Origin of the sequence: Luteimonas cucumeris (assembly GCF_007830035.1) — a bacterium.
In the GTDB taxonomy this organism is placed as follows: domain Bacteria; phylum Pseudomonadota; class Gammaproteobacteria; order Xanthomonadales; family Xanthomonadaceae; genus Luteimonas_C; species Luteimonas_C cucumeris.
In genome coordinates this window covers 392468-412378 of sequence record NZ_VLKN01000004.1, presented here as the reverse complement: position 1 = coordinate 412378, position 19911 = coordinate 392468, and the positions used below count along the sequence as shown (strand labels likewise).

The window sequence follows — 19911 nt, the reverse complement described above, 5'->3', positions numbered from 1 at the left end:
GTAGGGCGGGCCCAGGCCCGCCATCCCTGACCGTCAGATGCAATGATCGGTGGTATGAGCCCACTCACGGATTCGACATGAAATCGAACGGCTACCAATCCGGCTTCGGCAACGAGTTCGCGACCGAAGCCGTGCCCGGCACGCTGCCCGACGGCCAGAATTCGCCGCAGAAGGTCGCGCATGGCCTGTACGCGGAGCAGCTGTCCGGCACCGCGTTCACCGCGCCGCGCGGCGAGAACCGACGCAGCTGGCTGTATCGCATCCGCCCGGCGGCGATGCACGGCACGTTCGAGCCATTCCAACAGCTGCACTTCAACAACTCGTTCGGACACGAGCCGGTGACGCCGGACCAGCTGCGCTGGAATCCGTTGCCGCTGCCGGAGGCGCCGACCGATTTCATCGGCGGCCTGTTCACCATGGCCGGCAACGGCAGTGCCGCCGCGCAGCATGGCGTCGGCATCCACCTGTACGCCGCCAACCGGTCGATGGAAGGCCGCTATTTCTGCGACGCCGACGGCGAACTGCTGATCGTGCCGCAGCACGGCGCGCTGCGGATCGCGACAGAACTCGGCGTGCTGGACGTGGCGCCGCAGGAGATCGCGGTGATCCCGCGCGGCATCCGTTTCCGTGTCGAACTGCCGGACGGCGCGGCGCGCGGCTATGTCTGCGAGAACTTCGGGGCGATGCTGCGCCTGCCGGACCTCGGCCCGATCGGCGCGAATGGCCTGGCCAATCCGCGTGATTTCCTGGCGCCGAATGCGGCCTACGAGGACCTCGACGGCGATTTCGAACTGATCGCCAAGTTCCAGGGGCATCTGTGGCGCGCGCCGATCGGGCATTCGCCATTGGACGTGGTCGGCTGGCACGGCAACTACGCGCCGTACAAGTACGACCTGCGTCGTTTCAACGCGATCGGATCGATCAGTTTCGATCATCCCGATCCGAGCATCTTCACCGTGCTGACCTCGCCCAGCGACACGCGCGGCACGGCCAACCTGGATTTCGTGATCTTCCCGCCGCGCTGGCTGGTGGCGCAGCACACGTTCCGGCCGCCGTGGTTCCACCGCAATGTCGCCAGCGAATTCATGGGCCTGGTGCATGGCGCCTACGACGCCAAGGCCGAAGGCTTCGCCCCCGGTGGCGCCAGCCTGCACAACTGCATGAGCGGACACGGCCCTGATGCAGCCACCTTCGACAAGGCTTCGAATGCGGACTTGTCCAAGCCCGACGTGATCGCCGACACGATGGCCTTCATGTTCGAGACGCGCGCGGTGATCGCACCGACGCGGCAGGCGCTGGATGCGGCACACCGCCAGCGCGATTACCAGCAGTGCTGGGCGGGCCTGCGCAGGAACTTCTCGCCGCAGGGTTGAGGACGGTCAGGCGGGCATTGCTTCGTCCGCGAACAGGGCATCGTGGAATACGCCAAGTTCGGCCAGGTATTGCTCCGGCATGATCTCGGCCAGGCGCGCGGCGACGCGACGGCTGTAACTGGGGCTGGTCGCCGCGTGGATGTGGCGCAAGGCCAGCAGCACGTGCGCGGCGAGTTCTTCCGGATCGCGGCTGGTACGCAGCGAGATTGCGATGGCGGTCGCTTCGGCACCGCGTTGCAGCTGCAGCATGTCGATCACGTACATCTTGGCGGCAGCGATGGAACGCCGGCTCGACGCCGGCATCGCAGGATCCTGCTCGCGCTCGATCGCTGCGATGGCGACCGGCGCCTGCGACGTCGGCGCCGGGATGCCGGCCAGGTAGCCGTCCTGGAGCAGGCGTTCCGACGCCACGCGCGCCTGCGCGCCGAGCAGGTCCGCGACCTCATCCAGGCTGCGCAGGCCATCGCAGAGGATCAGCACACGGCGTTCCAGCACGCTGACTTCGGCGGGGCGATCGCGCAGCGCACTGCGCGCTTTTTCGGTCTTCTGCGGGCGCATGGGCGCGGGCTCGGCGGTGGCCCGCCATGCTGGATGCCACGCATGAAACGATCATGACAGCGAGATGCGAACGACGGCCTGTTCGCTATGCGTTCACGCCCTGGGCCTAGGCTGGCGTCTTTCCGTCGGAGCACATCGCATGCAACCATCGATTCCCGTGCTTGCCCTGCTGGCATTCGCGCTGTCGGCCTGCACCGCCGAACGCGCAGCGCCTCAGGATGCCGCGACCACCCCGCCGCAGGCAGAACCGCTCGATCAACCGGTGGAAGACGTGCCGCCTGCGACCGCACCGGTCGGCGAGCCGCCGGCCACGACAGCGCCTGGCCCGACGGCCGCGACTTACCAGGGCTACGGCCAGGCACGTTTCGGCATGGACGCCGACGCGGTCAAGCAGGCCTGGGAAGGCGAACTGGCCGGTATACCGGGCGCCGACAGCGCCTGTTATTACCTGCGCCCGAAGCAGGCCGACGGCCTGGGCTGGCCGGCATTGATGTTCGCGGATGGCAGGTTCGTTCGTTACGACGTGGAGAGCGCAGCCGATGTCGCGCCCGGCGGCGGCCAGGTGGGCATGACGGCCGACGACATCGAGGCGGCCTATGCCGGACGTGTAGAGCAGCGGCCGCACAAGTACGTCGAAGGAGGCCACAACCTGCGCATCAAATCGACCGATGGCGCCAGCGCGATCGTGTTCGAGGTCGACGCCGCGGGCAAGGTCACCGCCTGGCATGTCGGCGTGCCGCCGCAGGTGGATTATGTGGAGGGGTGTTCGTAGATCGGGAGCGTCGTGTTCTTTTATGTGGGTGCCTGTCGTTATGCGAGAGGATCGTTGCTCATGCGAGAGCAGAAAGCAGGTCCCTCGCTGCGTTCGGGATGACAGCTTGGGATAGGGGCCGCATGCTCTTTCCCGATTCCCGATTCCCGATTCCCGATTCCCGATTCCCGATTCCCGATTCCCGATTCCCGATTCCCGATTCCCGAGGGCAGGGCATAGAATCGGGCGACCGACCTGGGGAGATGCGGCGATGCTGGAAGCCTTGGCCTTTTTCGTGTTCGGCCTGATCCTGCTCACGCTGGGTGGGGATTCGATCGTCAAGGGCGCCTCCGGCCTGGCACAGCGCTTTGGCGCATCGCCCTTCGTGGCGGGACTGCTGCTGGTCGCATTCGGCACGTCGCTGCCGGAACTGGCGGTCAATGCGCGCGCGATCTGGGTCGGCAGCCCGGCGCTGGCATTGGGCAATGCCGTCGGCAGCAACGTGGTCAATTTCGGATTGACGCTGGGTGCGGCCGCGTTGGCCGCGCCACTGCTGGTGCGCTGGCGTGCGTTGGCGCCGTTGTTGCTGTGCTTCATCGCCGGTAGCATCGCGATGATCGTGTTCGGGCTGGATGGCGTGCTGAGCCGTCTCGAAGGCGCGATCCTGGTGTTGGCATTCTTCGCGGTGCTGGCGTTCGCGCTGCTGCGCACGCGTCGCGAAACGCCGGAAGTGCAGGACGCGATCACTGCCTTTGCCAGGACCAGCAATGACCTCGGCTTGAATCTGCTGCGCTTCGTACTGGCCGCCGTGCTGCTGTATTTCGGTGCACGCCTGGTGGTCGACCATGCGCCGGCGCTCGGGCTGGCGCTGGGCATGGAACCGATGCTCACCGGCCTGCTGGTGGTGGCGATCGGTACCGCCCTGCCGGAAATCGCAGCCGCGATCGCCGCTGCGCGCAGCGGTCGTGGCGACATGGTCGCAGGCCACGTGATCGGTTCCAGCCTGTTCAACCTGCTGCTGATCGTTGGCGGCATGGCGGTGGTCCGCGACCTGCCGCTGCCGGCATCGTTCGTGCGCTTCGAACTGCCGGCGGCGCTGGCCTTCGCCGTCGCGCTGTATCCGATGCTGCGCGGCGACCTGCGCATCAACCGCCGCGAAGGTGCGGTGCTGCTGGCAGCGTTCGTGCTGTGGCTGACGCTGGAAGTGCTGCTGTTGTTGCTGTAGCTGATCTCCTTTCCCTTCAAGGGCGAAGCGGCGCGCCTACGACCTGCACAAAGGGCTGCGGCATCAGGCCTCGCCATCATCGGATGGCGTCGTCTCCGGCTGCGGCGGCCGCTCGGCCATCTTCAGCGACAGCGCAGCCTTGGCCATCATGTGCGCGCTGATCGGCGCGGTGATGAACAGGAACGCGGTGATCAGCAGTTCGCGCGGCTGCGGGTCGACGCCGAGGAAGGCGTGGTAGCCGACCGAGGCCAACAGGATGCAGCCGACGCCGAGCGTGGTTGCCTTGGTCGGCGCGTGCAGGCGCTTGAAGAAGTCCGACAGCCTGGCCAGGCCGATGGAACCGACCAGGATGAAGAAGCTGCCGACCACCAGCAGCAGCACCAGCAGCAGCGAGAACACGGCGCTCATTCGACGATGTCCCGGCGCAGCACGTACTTGCTCAGCACCACGGTGCCTACGAAGCCGAGCATCGCGATGATCAGCGCGACCTCGAAATAGATTGGCGTGCCCAGGTGCATGCCGAACAGCATCAGTTCGGCGATGGCGGCGACGAACAGGGTGTCCAGCGCCAGGACCCGGTCGGGCACGCTCGGCCCGCGTAGCAGGCGCCAGGTGGCCAGCAGCATCGACAGCCCGACCGTGCACATCGAGCCGATGATGGCGTATTCGATCAGCGTTTCGGCGCTCACGGGAAGATCTCCATCAGGGTGGCTTCGTAGCGTTGCTTGATATGGGCGATGATCTTGTCCGCGTCCTGCAGGTTGAGCACGTGCACCAGCAGATGGCGGCGGTCGTCGGAAAGCACCGAGGACACGGTGCCCGGAGTCAGGGTGATGATGCTGGTCAGCGCGGCGATGCCGTGGATGTTGGCGATGTCCAGCGGCACCCAGATGAAGCCGGGGTGGATCTTGCGCTCGTCGCCCAGCACCTGGCGCGCGACGGTGATGTTGGAATGGACGATGTCGAGCAGCAGGATCAGCAGCATCCTCGGCGCCTGGCGCAGGCGGCCGATCTGCGCGAACTCGCGGTCCAGGCGCGCGGCGAACAGCGGCACCACGATCGCGAGGATCGCGCCGAGCACGGTGTGGCCCCAGCTGATCTCCGAATTCATCAGCAGCCAAAAGCAGAACACGGCCAGGCTCAGCGGCCAGGAAGGCATCCAGCGTTTCATCGCGGCGTCCTCGGCTCGCCGGCGCGCAACTGCTCGACGTAGTCGGCCGGCACCTGCAACTGCGTCGCGGTGGCCTGCAGGTAGCGCAGGATCGGCGCCGCCGCCAGCACCATCGCCACGCCGTAGCCGAGCAGCAGCACGGTGGCGGCGGTTTCCAGCGCACGCGCGGGTGCGTGCGGCAGGACCGCGTCGCCGCCGGTGCGCGTTTCGGAAGCGGGCTCGACCCGCCAGAACAAGCGCGTGCCGGCGCGCGCCAGTCCGACCAGGGTCATGAAACCGGTGCCCAGGACCGCCAGCCAGATCCACAGCGTGGTCGCCCCGGCCGGCACCGCCGCCAGCAACAGCAACTTGCCGACGAAGCCGGACAGCGGCGGCAAGCCGGCCAGCGACACCGCGGCAACCAGGAACAGCAGCGCCGGCAGCGTCTTGTCCGGCAATTCCACCACCACGTCCTTGCGGTCGCCGGCCTCACCGCGCCGGCGTTGCACCAGGTCGGCGATCAGGAACAGTGCGGCGCCGGCGAAGGTGCTGTGCGCCAGGTAGTAGAGGCCGGCGCTGATCGTTTCCGCCCGCGCCAGCGCGAAGGCGATGAACAGCGTCGCTGCCGAAGCGAGCACCAGGTAGGACGCGAGCAGCCGCAGCCGCGTCGCGGCCAGTACACCGAGCGAGGCCATCACCAGGGTGACCACGCCCAGCGGCAGCAGCCAGTGCCAGGCGAATCCCGACAACGGTCCGGCGGCGGCACCGAACACCAGCAGGTTGATGCGCAACACCGCGTACAGGCCGACCTTGGTCATGATCGCGAACAGCGCGGCGACCGACGCTGGTGCATGCGTATAGGTTTCCGGCAGCCACAGATACAGCGGCAGCAGCGCCGCCTTGGCGCAGAACACCACGATCAGCAACCCGCCTGCGGCCTCGATCAGGCGCAGGTCCTGCGCCGGCGCCTGCGACACGCGCACCGCCAGCTCGGCCATGTTCAAGGTACCGAGCAAGCCGTACAGCAGACCCAGTGCGATCAGCAGCAGGGTCGAGGCGGCGACGTTGAAGGCGACGTAATGGAAGCCGGCGCGCATGCGTTCGCCGCGGCCGCCGCTGAGCATCAACCCATAGGAAGCGATCAGCAGCACTTCGAAGAACACGAACAGGTTGAACACATCGCCGGTCAGGAAGGCGCCGTTCAGGCCCATCAGCTGCAGCTGGAAGAAGGTGTGGAAATGCGGCGCGCGCCGGTCCCAGCCGGCGCAGGCGTGCAGCAGCACCGCGACGGCCAGCAGCAGACCGAGCGCCAGCATCAGCACCGACAGCCGGTCGAGCATCAGGCTGATGCCCAGCCGCGACGGCCAGTCGCCGAGCAGGTAGACCAGGATCTGTCCGTCGGCGACGCGCGCGACCAGCAGGCAAGTCACGCCCAGCATCGCCGCCAGCGACAACCACGACACCACGCGCTGCGCGGCCATGCCGAAGCGGCGGTGCTCGAAGAACAGCGCCAGCGCCGCGGCGAACAGCGGGATCAGGATCGGCAGCAGCGGCAGGTGGTTCACGCGTCCTCCCCGTCGTGGGCGTCGCCGGCATCGCGGCGCGCCTGCTCGCGCAGCTGCTCATGGCGCTGGCGCTCGTGCTCGGCATAGCGGCGTTCGCCGCGGCGGCCGTCGACGTGGTCACTGTCGTTGTCGCCGCGGCTGCGGATCGCGAGCACGATGCTGACCGCGGTCATCGCGAACGCGATCACGATCGCGGTCAGCACCAGCGCCTGCGGCAGCGGGTCGGTGTAGTTGACCAGGTTTGCGGCTACGCCGTCGCGCAGCACCGGCGGCTTGCCCGGTGTCAGCCGGCCGCCAGCGAAGATCAGCAGGTTGGTGGCGTAGGACAGCAGGGTCAGGCCGAGGATCACGTCGAAACCGCGTGCGCGCAGCAGCAGGTACACGCCTGCCGCCGTCAGCACGCCGATCGCGCTGGCCATCGCGAATTCCATCAGGCGTTGGGCTCCAAAGTGCGGGTGGAACGCTGGCCGGGATCGATCACGCCGATCTGTGCCACGCGCGTGCGCGAGGGCTTGATCGTGCCCATCATCGACAGGATCAGCATGGTGCTGCCGAACACCACCAGGTATACGCCGGCATCGAACACCATCGCGCTGCTCAGCGGCACCGCGCCGACCAGCGGCAGCTGCAGGTCCACGTAGCCACTGGTCAGGAATGGATAGCCGAGCAGCATCGCGCCGGCGCCGCCGAGGCCGGCGACCAGCAGGCCGACGCCGATGCAACGCACGTAGTCGAAGCCGAACCGCGACTCGACCGAGGCAGCGCCCTGGATCACGTACTGGATCAGCAGCGGCACCGCCAGCACCAGGCCGGCGATGAAGCCGCCGCCGGGTGCGTTGTGGCCGCGCAGGAACAGGAACACCGACACGGTCAGGGTCAACGGGAACATCAGCTGCGCCAGATCGGCCGGCACCGGCAGCTTGACCGGCGGCCCCGACATGATCTTCTCCGGGGCCATGCGCGCGCGCCGCAGTAGCGCGTGGATGATCAGCGCGGCGATGCCGAACACGGTGATCTCGCCGAAGGTGTCGAAGCCGCGGAAATCGACCAGGATCACGTTGACCACGTTGCTGCCATGCGCCTCGGGCAGCGAACGCGCCAGCATCTCGCCGGCGATGGTGTCACGCGGTCGGGTCATCACTGCATAGGCCAGCATCGCCACACCGCTGCCGGCGACCAGCGCCACCAGCGCATCGCGCCAGCGCCGCAGCGGTTCGCGTTCGGGCGGCGAACGCGGCGGCAGGTAGTGCAGGCCGAGCAGCAGCAGCGGCAGTGTGACCATTTCCACCAGTATCTGGGTCAGCGCCAGGTCCGGCGCCGACAGGAACGCGAACACCAGGCTGACCATCAGCCCGGCGCCGCCCATCACGATCAGCGCCAGCAACCGCTGCCGGTAAAGCTTGAGCGTGAACAACGTGCAGGCGATCAGCACCAGCCACAGCAGCCAGCCCAGCCACGGCATCGGCTGCGGCGCGCGCAACGCACGCAGGTCGGCGAAGTCGCTGCCGATGAAGGGCGCGGCGGCCGCGGCGATCGCCGCCAGCACCAGCCACAGCAGGCTGCGCTGCAGGCTGCCGTTGGCGACCAGTGCGGTGAAACGCGCGGCCAGCCGGTACAACGCGTCGACGTTCATCCGGAACAGGTGCCGGCCCAGCGAACGGCGCACGATAGTGTGCAGGTCGAACAGCCGGCGCAGGCCGAAGTACAGCGCCACTCCACCGGCGATGCCGACCAGGCTCATCAGCAACGGCCGGCTCCAGCCGTGCCAGATCGCCAGGCTGTAGTCGGGTGTCGCGTCGCCCAGGATCGAGGTCACCGCCGCATGCAGCACCGGCGCCACGGTGACGGCCGGGAAGATGCCGATCGCCACGCACAGCACCACCAGCACCGCGACCGGGATTTTCATCCAGCGCGGCGGTTCGTGCGGCATCTTCTGCAGCGCGCGCGGGCCGTCGCCGAAGAACGTCTCGTAGACGAAGCGCAGGCTGTAGGCCACGCCGAACATGCCGTACAGCAGCGCCGCAACAGCGATCGCGTCGCGAATCCAGCGGTGGCCCTGGATCTGCAGCGTCTCGGCGAAGAACATCTCCTTGGACAGGAAGCCGTTGAGCAGCGGGATCCCAGCCATCGCCAGCGAGGCGACGATCGCCAGCATGCTGGTGTCGGGCAGGTAGCGGCGCAGGTTGCCGAGCCGGCGGATGTCGCGGGTGCCGGTCTCGTGGTCGATGATGCCCGCGGCCATGAACAGCGAGGCCTTGAAGATCGCGTGGTTGATGATGTGGAACACGCCGGCGACCACCGCCATCGGCGTCGACAGCCCGAACAGCAGCGTGATCAGCCCCAGGTGCGAGATCGTCGAGTAGGCCAGCAGCCCCTTGAGGTCGTGCTGGAAGATCGCGAACCACGCGCCGAGCAGCAGCGTCACCGCGCCGATGCCGGTGACGACGTAAAAGAACAGATCGCTGCCGGCCAGCGCAGGATGCAACCGCGCCAGCAGGAACACACCGGCCTTGACCATCGTCGCCGAGTGCAGGTAGGCCGACACCGGCGTCGGCGCGGCCATCGCGTGCGGCAGCCAGAAGTGGAACGGGAACTGCGCGCTCTTGGTGAACACGCCGATCAAGACCAGCCCCAGCGCCCATGGATACAGCGCGCTGGCGCGGATCAGGTCGCCCGAGGCCAGTACCACGTCCAGGTCGTAGCTTCCGACGATGCGGCCGAGCAGCAGCACGCCGCCCATCAGCGCCAGCCCGCCGCCGCCGGTGATCGCCAGCGCCATGCGCGCGCCTTCGCGCGCGTCCTGCTGCCGCGTCCAGAAACCGATCAGCAGGAACGAGCTGATGCTGGTCAGTTCCCAGAACACCAGCAGCAGGATCAGGTCACCGGCCAGCACCACGCCCAGCATCGAGCCCATGAACAGCAGCAGGTAGCTGAAGAAGCGCGGCGAGCAGTCCTCGTCACGCAGGTAGTAGCGCGCGTACATGATCACCAGCGCGCCGATCGCCAGCACCAGACCGGCGAACATCCACGCCAGGCCGTCAAGGCGCAGGGTGAAGGCCATGCCAAGTTGCGGGATCCAGTCGTGGCTGGCGCGGGTCACCTCGCCGTGCAACACCGACGGCGTCAGCGCGCCCAGTATCGCCAGGCCCAGCAACGGCGCCGCCGCGGCCAGCCACACCAGCGGCGTGCGCGTCATCTGTCGTTGCAGCGCGACGACCAGCGCCAGCGCGAACGGCAGGGCCAGCAGGATGTCGAGCAGCGGGATCATGCCGGAACGGGGATGCGCGAACGGGATGGTCGAGTGTAGCAACACCGTCTGTCGGCGCCGCTCGGTCGCTGTCGCGTTTGACGACCCCTGAAATCCAAGCTTGTCATTCCGGCTTGCGCCGGGACGGCGGGGAAGTCCGATGACCAGAGCGACAATGGGGAACGCGGGTCAGTCTTTCCTGCGCGACGATCGCCGCCTGCACGTGCATCGCCTATGCTAGCGACCCGATGCGTCCTTCAAACCTTCCCGCCGTAGCATCGCAACATCCGCACGCGGCTGCGTCCATGCCGGCCTGCGGCCGCGGGCCTGACGCCGCCGGCCGGTTCGCGGCAACGGAGCACTGATGCGCAGCGCGCTGGTGTTCGGCGGCAGCGGTCAGATCGGCCTGCCGTTGCTGCGGTTGCTGCACGACGACGGCTGGCGCGTGATCGCGGTATCGCGCGACGAGCACGACGATCAGCCGGGTCTGCAATGGCTGCGCGGCGACTTGAACCACGTTCCCGGTCTGCCGCGCCAGGTCGACGCACTGCTGTGCTGCGGGCCGCTGGACCTGTTCGCAAAGTGGTATGCGCGCGCGCCGCTGGACGCCGGGCACGTGATCGCGTTCGGTTCGACCAGCATCGACGTCAAGCGAGGTTCGTCCGACGCCGGCGAGCGCGATACCGCCGCGCGCCTGCGCGAAGGCGAGCAGTTGCTGTTCGACACCGCCTCCGGTCGTGGCGTGGGTGCGACGGTATTGCGGCCGACGCTGGTTTATGGCGCCGGCCGCGATCGCAGCCTGACCCGCATCGCGCAACTCGCGCAGCGGTTCGGCTGGTTTCCGCTGCCGCGCAACGCGGTCGGCCTGCGCCAGCCGGTGCACGTCGACGACCTCGCCGCTGCCGCCTTCGCGATCATCGGAATGGACGTCACGTACGGACAGGCCTATGCGCTGCCGGGCGGCGAGACACTGAGCTACCGCGACATGGTCGCGCGCGTGCTGGCCGTCCTGCAGCCATCGCCGAAGCTGGTCGAACTGCCGTCGCCGCTGTTCAACCTGATGCTGCTGGCGGCGCAGGCCGCAGGACATGCGCAGGGTTTCGGCGAGGCGGCGGTGGCGCGGATGCGCAGCGACCTGGTGTTCGATGCCGCACCGGCGCAACGGGATTTCGGCTATTCGCCGCGACCTTTCCGGCCGACGCCACAGGTGTTCGAGGTGCAATGAGATCGCGCGGCTAGATCGATTCTGCCGGGGGAACCGTGCGCGATTTCGCCTTCGCCCGCAGCGCGATGATCAGCACGCCGCCTAGCACCATCGCGCCACCCAGCAACAGGCGCGGCCCGGGACGGTCGCCCCAGAACGCGACGCCGAGGCCGACTGCCAGCACCGGTACCAGCAACAGCCACGGCGTGACCTGTGCGACCGGATGCCGCTGCACCAGCACGTAGTACAGGCCGTGGCCGAGCAGCGACGAAATGAAGGCGGCATAGATCGCGCCGGCCCAGCCGATCCAGCTCACCGTCGGCAGCGCCGCGATCCCGCCGGGTTCGAGCACCAGGCTGATCGCCAGCAGCGGCAGCACGCTGACGACGGCGGTCCAGCCCTGCTGGCTGTAGACATCCAGGTCGCGCAGGCCTTTCATCAGCACCGTGCCGATCGCCAGGAACGCGGCCGATACCAGCATCAGCACCAGTGCGGCCGGATGATCCAGCACCATCGGGTCGAAGCCGAGCACCAGCACGCCGGCGAAGCTCACCGCGATCGCCAGTCCGGTGCGCCACGCGAAGCGTTCGCCCAGTACCGCCCAGGCCAGCAATGCGGTCATCGGCACGTAGCTCTGCATCACGATTGCCGGCGACGACAGGTCGCCTGCAAGCTTGAGCGCGGTGAAACTCAGGCCGAAATGCAGCACGCCGATGCACAGGCACACCGCCAGCAGCCGCGGCCACTGCCCGCGCGCCGGCCGCCTGATCAGGAACAGCAGCGGCAACGCCAGCAGCGCGAAGCGCAGCACGGTGAACAGGAACGGCGGAATTTCGCGCAGCGCCAGCGCCGAGGTCAGGAAGTTGACCGCCCAGGCGACGACGATGACCAGCAGCAGGGCGATGTCGCGGGTGGGCATGGAGCCTCGTCGTCATGTCGTTCGAAACAGCGCCCGATTGCCTGCGCGTGTCGTTGTGGGCGGAGCTTTCCACATGGGCCGTAGCGTGCGCTGTGCGCACGATCCGCGGCGTGGCAAGCGCCCATCGTGCGCATGGCGCACGCTACGGAATAGCCGAGCTCCGCTCTACGGGGCGAAGGCTCAGTACTTCCAGCCGAATTTGCGATACAGCTTGGCCAATACCCAGGCCGGGCCGATCAGCAGGTAGGTGAGGTCGGTCAGGAAACTCGGTTTCCTGCCTTCGATCTTGTGGCCGACGAACTGCGCGATCCATGCCACGACGAACACCGCGATCGCCAGCGTCAGCAATTGCTTGGTGCCATAGGCCAGATACAGCCAGCGCGTGAACCAGGCCATCACCACGAACACCGCCAGCATGCCGAAGCCGAGCGGGCGCGAGGCGCGGTAATAGAACATCCACGCCGCGAACATCGCCAGCGCGGCCCAGAATCCCGGCTGGAACCAGGTCCCGGGCGAGGGGATGCACCACAGCAACGCGATCACGCTCCACAGGATCGCCGGCACCGCGAACACGTGGATCCACTGGTTGGTGTCGTTGCGGTGGTCGCCGGAGTAGCTGGTGAACCAGCGATCGATCGGACGTTCGGTGGCGGCGTTCATGGCGACCTCCAGGATCAGTGGGCAGCGGACTTCGAGAATAGCTGGATCACCAGCACGCCGGCGACTATCAGCGCGATGCCGATCAGCGCGGCGGCATCCAAAGGTTGCTTCAGCGCCGCCCAGCCGATCAGCGCGATCAGGGCCACGCCGACGCCGGACCAGACTGCGTAGGCGACGCCGACCGGCACCGTCCTCAATACCAGCGACAGGAAGTAGAACGCCGTGCCGTAGCCGAGCACCACGATCACGCTCGGCCCCACCCTGCTGAAACCTTCCGACGCTTTCAGCGCGCTGGTCGCGATCACTTCGGCGACGATCGCGATGGCGAGGTAGGCATAGCCCGGCTGCATGGCGATCTCTTCTGCCCTCAGTCGATCGTGATGTCCGCCAGCCGCTGCAGGGCTTCGGCGTACTTGGCGCGGGTGCGTTCGATCACCTCGGCCGGCAGCCGCGGCCCCGGCGGCGTCTTGTCCCAGGCCTGCGTTTCCAGGTAATCGCGCACGAACTGCTTGTCGTAGCTCGGCGGGCTGGTGCCGACTTCGTATTCGTCCGCCGGCCAGTAGCGCGACGAATCCGGGGTCAGCATCTCGTCCATCACGTACAGACGGCCGTCGGCGTCGGTGCCGAATTCGAACTTGGTGTCGGCCAGCAGGATGCCGCGTTGCGCGGCGTAGTCGGCGGCGAACTGGTACAGGCGCAGCGTCGCGTCGCGCACCTGTTCGGCCAGTTCGGGACCGACCGCGCGCACCATGGTGTCGAAATCGATGTTCTCGTCGTGGTCGCCGACCGCGGCCTTGGTCGAAGGCGTGAAGATCGGTTGCGGCAACTGTTCGGCCTGGCGCAGGCCGTCAGGCAGCGCGATGCCGCTGACCCGGCCGGTGCGCTGGTAGTCCTTCCAGCCGCTGCCGATCAGGTAACCGCGCGCGATCGCTTCCACCGGCACCGGCTTCAGCTTCTTCGTCACGACCGCGCGTTGCGCGTACAGCGCCGGATCGACGCCGGCCGGCAGCACCGAGGCGACGTCGATGCCGGTCAGGTGGTTCTGCAGCAGGTGCGCGGTCTGGCCGAACCAGAAATTGCTGATCTGGCAGAGCATCTCGCCCTTGCCGGGAATCGGATCGGGCAGCACCACGTCGAACGCGCTGAGGCGATCGGTGGCCACCATCAACAAGGTGTCGTTGCCCAGGTCGAAAACGTCGCGGACCTTGCCGCGATGACGCAAACTGAGACCGGGGAGCTCGGCAGTGAGCAGAGTCGTCGCCATCGTGTACGGGACCTCGCCTACGGGGCGTCATTGTAGCGAGGCCGGCAGGTAGAATCGCGGCATGAAACGATGGTATGGCAAATTGCTCGGTTTCCTCGCAGGCGCCGCCCTGTTCCGCCCCAATCCACTGCTGGGGGCGCTGATCGGCCTGCTGATCGGCCACGCCTTCGATGCCGACTGGTTCAAGAGTCCGCGCGACAATCCCTATGGCGTGCTTGGCCTGACCAGCGAGGCCAGCGATGCCGAAGTCGACCAGGCCTACCGGCGTCTGATCTCGCAATACCACCCGGACAAGATGGGCGGCGTCGCCGCGGAGCTGCGTCGACAGGCGGAGAAGAAGGCCGGCGAGATCAACGCCGCCTACGATCGCATCCAGACCCTGCGCAAGCGACGGTGAAAGCCCTCTCCCGCCATGCGCGTTAGCCGGGGCGCGGAGCGGGGTTGGGTGAGGGAGAGCAAAGCGGCCGCGCGGAACGACTACAACGCTCACCTTTCCCCACAAGCGGGGGCAGGGGACAATGCGCGCTCGCTGCTCGGAGTGTCCACCCATGCAATCCACCGTCATCGCTCCCTCCATCCTGTCCGCGAACTTTGCGAAGCTGGGCGAAGAGGTCGACCAGGTGCTCGCCTCCGGTGCCGACTGGGTGCATTTCGACGTGATGGACAACCACTACGTGCCCAACCTGACCATCGGCCCGCTGGTCTGCGAGGCGCTGCGCAAGCACGGCGTGACCGCGCCGATCGACGTGCACCTGATGGTGCAGCCGGTGGACCGCATCGTTCCCGATTTCGCCAAGGCCGGCGCCAGCGTGATCAGCTTCCATCCCGAAGCCAGCGCGCACGTGCATCGCACCGTGCAACTGATCAGATCGCACGGCTGCCAGGCCGGACTGGTGCTGAACCCGGCGACGCCGGTCGAAGTGCTCGACTACGTGCTCGACGACCTCGACCTGGTCCTGTTGATGTCGGTCAATCCCGGTTTCGGCGGCCAGTCTTTCATCCCCTCGGCGCTGGACAAGCTGCGCCGGGTGCGGGCGATGATCGACGCCACCGGCAAGCCGATCCGCCTGGAAATCGACGGCGGCGTGAAGCCCGACAACATCGGCGAGATCGCCGCGGCTGGCGCGGACACCTTCGTCGCCGGCTCGGCGATCTTCGGCCAGCGCGATTACGCCGATGTGATCGGCCGCATGAAGGCCGCGGTCGCGGCCACTCGCTGACGGACGCATAAAAAAAGGCCGATGCGGGCATCGGCCTCCGGGGGAGGTTTGGAGGCAATCCCGCCTCCGTCGTTCTTCCCTGCTATGGACTCCCATCCTCCGGGCGCCGCGTGACGGTGGCATGACAGGACGCGGACTTGCGGAGAGCCGCTTCACGGAAGATTCGGCCAGCGCTGCTAGCCTCGCAGTGTTTTCCGCACGAACCATCCGCATGTCGACATCCAGCTATCGCCTGATCCTCAACGGCAAGTCCGCCGGCGATGAAGCGCTGCGCGAAGCGGTAACTACACTGCGCGAACGCGGCGTCGCGCTGGACGTGCGCGTGACCTGGGAAAGCGGCGACGCCGAGCGTTACGTGGCCGAGGCGATCGCCGACGGCGTCGACACCCTCGTCGCGGCCGGTGGCGACGGCACGCTGAGCGAGGTGGCCACGGCACTGGCGCACCGCGACGAAGCCGCCGATGCGCTGCCCACGCTGGGCCTGGTGCCGCTGGGCACCGCCAATGATTTCGCCAGCGCGGCGCTCATTCCGGAGCAACCGCTGCCTGCACTGGAGCTGGTGCTGGCGCGGCCGGCACGGCCGATCGACCTGCTCAGGCTCGATGCCAACAACGCGGTCCACTGGGCGGCCAACCTGGCCAGCGGTGGCTTCGGCACGCAGGTCACCGTGGAGACGCATGACGGCCTCAAGAAACTGCTCGGCGGCCTGGCGTACCTGATCACCGGCCTGTCCAAGCTGGGCCGGATCGAGCCGATCCCGGCGCGCATCAGCGGCCAGGATTTCGCCTGGCAGGGCGACTTCATTGCACTGGGTGTAGGCAATGGCCGCCAGGCCGGCGGCGGCCAGGCGCTGTGTCCGGACGCGGTGATCGACGATGGCCTGCTTGATGTCACCGTCATTCCGGAACTGTCCGGCGAGGTCGCGGACACCCTGTCGACCTGGCTCAAGCAAGGCAAGCACGCGGCACTCGACGAAGCCGCGCTGCGCGTGCGGCTACCGTGGGTCGAGATCGCATCGGTACAGCCGTTTACGCTCAACCTGGATGGCGAACCCGTCGAGTCGACCCACTTCCGGATCGCATGCGTACCGGGCCGGCTCCGGATGCACCTGCCGATGGACTGCCCGCTGCTAGCAGGCGCGTAGCCACGCTCCGCGCCATGCGTGCCGGCAGCGGTGTCTCGCCCGACGTGCCGGAAACCGCTAGAGTATCGCCATGATGCTCAAGACGAGCCCGCATTGCGTTTCCGCTGACCTGGGTTGGCGATGGTGGCCGTTGGCTGCCGTTGTCCCTGTCCCCGCGTCATCGAAGGAAACCCCGCGTGATCTCGCACGAGCTCTTCCAGCAACACGCCGCTGACGGCCATACCCGCATCCCCGTGGTTCGCGAGGTGCTGTCCGACCTGGACACGCCGCTTTCGGTCTACCTGAAACTCGCCGACGGGCCGCACACCTATCTGTTCGAATCGGTCGAAGGCGGCGAACGCTTCGGCCGCTATTCGATCATCGGCCTGCCGGCGCGGCGCGTGTACGCCTTCGCCGGACACACGCTGTACGTCACCGAATATGGCGAACTGGCGCAGGTGCGCGAAGTCGCCGACCCCTTCGCCGAAGTCGAACGCCTGCGCAGCGAGCATTCCGTGCCGGCGCTGGAAGGGTTGCCCGTGTTCACCGGAGGCCTGGTCGGCTGGTTCGGCTTCGAGTGCATCCAGTACATCGAACCGCGACTGGCGGGTGCGGTCGACGAAAAGCGCGACGAGCTCGGTACGCCCGACATCCTGCTGATGCTCAGCGAGGAAGTCGCCGTGTTCGACAACCTCAAGGGCCGCCTGTACCTGGTGGTGCATGCCGACCCGCGCGAACCGCAGGCCTGGGCACGCGCCAACCGTCGTCTCGACGAACTCAGCCACCGCCTGCGCCACGCCGGCGCCGGCTATCCGGAAACGCTGGTGTCGGCGGCGCTCGACGAAGCGGATTTCGTCTCCGGTTTCACCCGCGAAGGCTTCATCGCCGCGGTCGAGAAATCGAAGGAATACATCCGCGCCGGCGACATCTTCCAGGTGGTGCTGTCGCAGCGGCTCAGCGTGCCGTTCAATGCGCGTCCGGTCGATGTGTACCGCGCATTGCGCGCGCTGAATCCGTCGCCGTACATGTATTTCCTCGATGTCGGTGGCACCCAGGTGGTCGGCTCGTCGCCGGAAATCCTGGTGCGCCAGCAGGGCGGCGAGATCACCGTGCGCCCGATCGCCGGCACCCGCCCGCGCGGCGCGACGTCCGAAGAGGACAACGCGCTGGAAGCCGAACTGCTGGCCGACCCGAAGGAACGCGCCGAGCATCTGATGCTGATCGACCTCGGCCGCAACGATGTCGGCCGCGTCGCCGAAGCCGGCACCGTGCAGGTCGGCGAGCAGTTCGTGATCGAACGCTACAGCCATGTCATGCACATCGTCAGCGAAGTCACCGGCAAGCTGAAGGAAGGACTGAGCTACGCCGACGTGCTGCGCGCCACGTTCCCGGCCGGCACCGTCAGTGGCGCACCGAAGATCCGCGCGCTGGAAGTGATCCGCGAACTGGAGCCGATCAAGCGCAACGTCTATTCCGGCGCCGTCGGCTACATCGGCTGGCACGGCGACGCCGACACCGCCATCGCCATCCGCACTGCCGTCATCCAGGACGGCATGCTGCACGTGCAGGCCGGCGCCGGCATCGTCCACGACTCCGACCCGCAGATGGAATGGGCGGAAACGATGAACAAGGGACGCGCGCTGTTCCGCGCGGTGGCCGAAGCGGCGAGGGGATTGTGATGCTGCTGATGATCGACAACTATGACAGCTTCACCTGGAACCTCGTGCAGTACCTGCAGGCGCTGGGGGCGGAAGTGAAGGTGGTCCGCAACGACGAGTTGTCGGTGGCGCAGATCGATGCGTTGTCGCCGCAGCGGATCGTGATCTCGCCGGGGCCGTGCACGCCGAACGAGGCCGGAGTGTCGCTGGACGTGATCCGCGAACTTGGCGCGCGCGTGCCGATACTCGGCGTGTGCCTGGGCCACCAGGCACTGGGACAGGCTTACGGCGGCAGCGTGGTGCGTGCCGGACGGATCATGCACGGCAAGACCTCGCGCATCCGCCACGAAGGCCGGGGCGCGTTCGCCGGCCTGCCCGATGCCTACGAGGCCACGCGCTACCACTCGCTGGTGGTCGACAAGCATGCGTTGCCGGATTGCCTGGAAGTGACGGCATGGACGGACAACGAGGATGGCTCGGTCGAGGAGATCATGGGACTGCGCCATCGCGAGCACCCGGTCGAGGGCGTGCAGTTCCACCCGGAGTCGATCCTGACCGAGCATGGGCATGCGTTGCTGAAGAATTTCCTGGAACGCTAGACCTCGATCGCATGCGCAGGAAAGCAGATTCCTCGCTACGCTCGGAATGACACGGAATTAAGCTTTTCACGAATCACGAATCACGAATCACGAATCACGAATCACGAATCACGAATCCACCATGCCCATCACCCCGCAAGAAGCCCTGCAACGCACCATCGAGCACCGCGAGATCTTCTTCGACGAGATGGTCGAGCTGATGCGCCAGGTGATGCGCGGCGAGGTGTCGCCGACGATGACCGCTGCGATCCTCACCGGCCTGCGCGTCAAGAAGGAAACCGTCGACGAGATCGCCGGCGCAGCCACGGTGCTGCGCGAGTTTGCCTTGCCGGTACCAGTCGCCGACCGCTCCCGGCTGATCGACGTCGTCGGCACCGGCGGCGACGGCGCGCATACCTTCAATATTTCCACCGCGTCGATCTTCGTAGTCGCCGCGGCCGGCGCGCGGGTTGCCAAGCATGGCAACCGCAGCGTCTCCTCGAAGTCCGGCAGCGCCGACGTGCTGGAGGCGCTGGGTGCCCGCATCGAACTGCAGCCGCAGCAGGTCGCGCAGTGCATCGACGCATGCGGGATCGGCTTCATGTTCGCGCCGATCCATCACCCGGCGATGAAGGTGGTGGCGCCGGTGCGCAGGGAAATGGGTGTGCGCACCTTGTTCAACATCCTCGGCCCGCTGACCAACCCGGCCGGCGCGCCGAACATCCTGATGGGCGTGTTCCATCCCGACCTGGTCGGCATCCAGGTGCGCGTGCTGCAGGCGCTGGGCGCGCAGCGCGCGATGGTGGTGTGGGGCCGCGACGGCATGGACGAGATCTCGCTGGGCGCGGCCACGCTGGTCGGTGAACTGCGCGATGGCGTGGTGCGCGAGTACGAAGTGCATCCGGAGGATTTCGGCATCGCCATGGCCGCCAGCCGCAACCTGCGCGTGGCCGACGCGACGGAATCGAAGACGATGCTGCTCGGCGCGCTGGGCAACGAGCCGGGTCTGCCGCTGGAGATCGTCGCGCTGAATGCCGGCGCGGCGTTGTATGCGGCGGGGGTGGCGGACTCGATCGCCGCAGGCATCGTACGGGCGCGTGAGGCGATCGCATCGGGCGCGGCGCGGGCCAAGCTGGATGAATTTGTCGACGCAACTCGTCGGTTGGCCAATGAGTAGGTGGCTCGTGAGTGCTTGCTTCCAAGCCGTCATTCCCGCGAAGGCGGGAACCCAGTGACTTGATGCCTTCAAGGCAACGTTGAAAAAGCCCGGAGTTGATCAGCGTTGCCTTAACTTGCTGATAGTTGCTCGGTAAGATCAAAAGAAAAGTCACTGGGTTCCCGCCTTCGCGGGAATGACAGCCAAAAGCCAAAAGCCAAAAGCCAAAAGCCAACATCAAAAAGTGAAATGGCCGCCGC

At 67.2% G+C, this 19911-nt stretch carries 21 protein-coding genes; 10 read left to right on the top strand and 11 right to left on the bottom strand.

Translation table 11 applies throughout. The features are described 5' to 3' along the window. The first annotated feature begins 77 nt into the window (after positions 1–77). A complete protein-coding gene (gene hmgA, locus IP90_RS10645; protein WP_144899602.1) occupies positions 78–1373 on the top strand; it encodes a homogentisate 1,2-dioxygenase in 1296 nt (431 codons plus the stop codon). 6 nt (positions 1374–1379) lie between these two features. On the opposite strand, the gene IP90_RS10640 is transcribed toward hmgA, so the two are convergent. After that, positions 1380–1931 (bottom strand): hypothetical protein, encoded by a 552-nt coding sequence (locus IP90_RS10640; RefSeq protein WP_144899601.1) that lies wholly within the window; start codon positions 1929–1931, stop codon positions 1380–1382. A 139-nt stretch (positions 1932–2070) separates the two neighbouring features. On the opposite strand from IP90_RS10640, the gene IP90_RS10635 reads away from it, so the two are divergent. Both IP90_RS10635 and IP90_RS10630 read left to right on the top strand, forming a co-directional pair. Further along, positions 2071–2703, top strand: coding sequence for a lectin (locus tag IP90_RS10635; protein ID WP_144899600.1), 633 nt, complete (start codon positions 2071–2073; stop codon positions 2701–2703). 250 nt (positions 2704–2953) lie between these two features. Continuing rightward, the gene (locus tag IP90_RS10630; protein WP_144899599.1) at positions 2954–3907 is read left to right on the top strand and encodes a sodium:calcium antiporter; all 954 of its coding nucleotides are present in this window, start codon (positions 2954–2956) and stop codon (positions 3905–3907) included. A 63-nt stretch (positions 3908–3970) separates the two neighbouring features. On the opposite strand, the gene IP90_RS10625 is transcribed toward IP90_RS10630, so the two are convergent. From IP90_RS10625 to IP90_RS10600, 6 genes are read right to left on the bottom strand one after another with little or no spacing between them, the layout of a single operon-like run. Further along, positions 3971–4315 carry a Na+/H+ antiporter subunit G gene (locus tag IP90_RS10625; RefSeq protein WP_144899598.1) on the bottom strand — a complete coding sequence of 115 codons (345 nt, stop codon included), beginning with the start codon at positions 4313–4315 and terminating at the stop codon, positions 3971–3973. Next, positions 4312–4554: a K+/H+ antiporter subunit F gene (locus tag IP90_RS10620; protein ID WP_242007560.1), complete on the bottom strand. Its 243-nt coding sequence runs from the start codon at positions 4552–4554 to the stop codon at positions 4312–4314. The genes IP90_RS10625 and IP90_RS10620 overlap by 4 nt, the downstream gene beginning before the upstream one ends. A 38-nt stretch (positions 4555–4592) precedes the next feature. Next, positions 4593–5078, bottom strand: a complete 486-nt coding sequence (locus IP90_RS10615; RefSeq protein ID WP_144899596.1) for a Na+/H+ antiporter subunit E — start codon at positions 5076–5078, stop codon at positions 4593–4595. Further along, complete coding sequence (locus tag IP90_RS10610; protein WP_144899595.1) at positions 5075–6622, bottom strand: monovalent cation/H+ antiporter subunit D; 1548 nt, start codon at positions 6620–6622, stop codon at positions 5075–5077. The genes IP90_RS10615 and IP90_RS10610 overlap by 4 nt, the downstream gene beginning before the upstream one ends. Further along, the gene (locus IP90_RS10605; RefSeq protein WP_144899594.1) at positions 6619–7053 is read right to left on the bottom strand and encodes a Na+/H+ antiporter subunit C; all 435 of its coding nucleotides are present in this window, start codon (positions 7051–7053) and stop codon (positions 6619–6621) included. Before IP90_RS10605 ends, IP90_RS10610 begins: the two co-directional genes overlap by 4 nt. Further along, on the bottom strand, positions 7053–9890 hold the full coding sequence (locus IP90_RS10600; RefSeq protein WP_144899593.1) for a monovalent cation/H+ antiporter subunit A: 2838 nt from the start codon (positions 9888–9890) through the stop codon (positions 7053–7055). The genes IP90_RS10605 and IP90_RS10600 overlap by 1 nt, the downstream gene beginning before the upstream one ends. 343 nt (positions 9891–10233) lie before the next feature. On the opposite strand from IP90_RS10600, the gene IP90_RS10595 reads away from it, so the two are divergent. After that, a complete protein-coding gene (locus tag IP90_RS10595; RefSeq protein WP_144899592.1) occupies positions 10234–11094 on the top strand; it encodes an SDR family oxidoreductase in 861 nt (286 codons plus the stop codon). A 10-nt stretch (positions 11095–11104) separates the two neighbouring features. Here IP90_RS10595 and IP90_RS10590 read toward each other — a convergent pair whose 3' ends face one another. The 4 genes from IP90_RS10590 to IP90_RS10575 form a co-directional block, all read right to left on the bottom strand. Further along, entirely contained in the window at positions 11105–11992 is an 888-nt protein-coding gene (locus IP90_RS10590) for a DMT family transporter (protein WP_144899591.1), read from the bottom strand. A gap of 180 nt (positions 11993–12172) precedes the next feature. Then, positions 12173–12652, bottom strand: a complete 480-nt coding sequence (locus IP90_RS10585) for an Mpo1 family 2-hydroxy fatty acid dioxygenase (protein WP_144899590.1) — start codon at positions 12650–12652, stop codon at positions 12173–12175. 14 nt (positions 12653–12666) lie between these two features. Then, a complete protein-coding gene (locus IP90_RS10580; protein WP_144899589.1) occupies positions 12667–13002 on the bottom strand; it encodes a DMT family transporter in 336 nt (111 codons plus the stop codon). A gap of 17 nt (positions 13003–13019) precedes the next feature. Beyond that, positions 13020–13916, bottom strand: a complete 897-nt coding sequence (locus IP90_RS10575; RefSeq protein WP_144899588.1) for a phosphoribosylaminoimidazolesuccinocarboxamide synthase — start codon at positions 13914–13916, stop codon at positions 13020–13022. A 61-nt stretch (positions 13917–13977) separates the two neighbouring features. Here IP90_RS10575 and IP90_RS10570 point away from each other — a divergent pair, with 61 nt between their 5' ends. From IP90_RS10570 to trpD, 6 genes are all read left to right on the top strand, one after another. Continuing rightward, a complete protein-coding gene (locus tag IP90_RS10570) occupies positions 13978–14313 on the top strand; it encodes a J domain-containing protein (RefSeq protein ID WP_144899587.1) in 336 nt (111 codons plus the stop codon). A 151-nt stretch (positions 14314–14464) separates the two neighbouring features. Next, positions 14465–15136 carry a ribulose-phosphate 3-epimerase gene (rpe, locus tag IP90_RS10565; protein WP_144899586.1) on the top strand — a complete coding sequence of 224 codons (672 nt, stop codon included), beginning with the start codon at positions 14465–14467 and terminating at the stop codon, positions 15134–15136. 211 nt (positions 15137–15347) lie between these two features. Continuing rightward, positions 15348–16280 carry a lipid kinase YegS gene (gene yegS / locus IP90_RS10560; protein ID WP_144899585.1) on the top strand — a complete coding sequence of 311 codons (933 nt, stop codon included), beginning with the start codon at positions 15348–15350 and terminating at the stop codon, positions 16278–16280. Between the two features lie 176 nt (positions 16281–16456). Continuing rightward, positions 16457–17938, top strand: a complete 1482-nt coding sequence (gene trpE, locus IP90_RS10555; RefSeq protein WP_144899584.1) for an anthranilate synthase component I — start codon at positions 16457–16459, stop codon at positions 17936–17938. Then, on the top strand, positions 17938–18516 hold the full coding sequence (locus tag IP90_RS10550; RefSeq protein ID WP_144899583.1) for an anthranilate synthase component II: 579 nt from the start codon (positions 17938–17940) through the stop codon (positions 18514–18516). The genes trpE and IP90_RS10550 overlap by 1 nt, the downstream gene beginning before the upstream one ends. Before the next feature lie 121 nt (positions 18517–18637). Then, positions 18638–19672, top strand: a complete 1035-nt coding sequence (trpD, locus tag IP90_RS10545) for an anthranilate phosphoribosyltransferase (protein WP_144899582.1) — start codon at positions 18638–18640, stop codon at positions 19670–19672. The last annotated feature ends 239 nt before the right edge of the window (positions 19673–19911 follow it).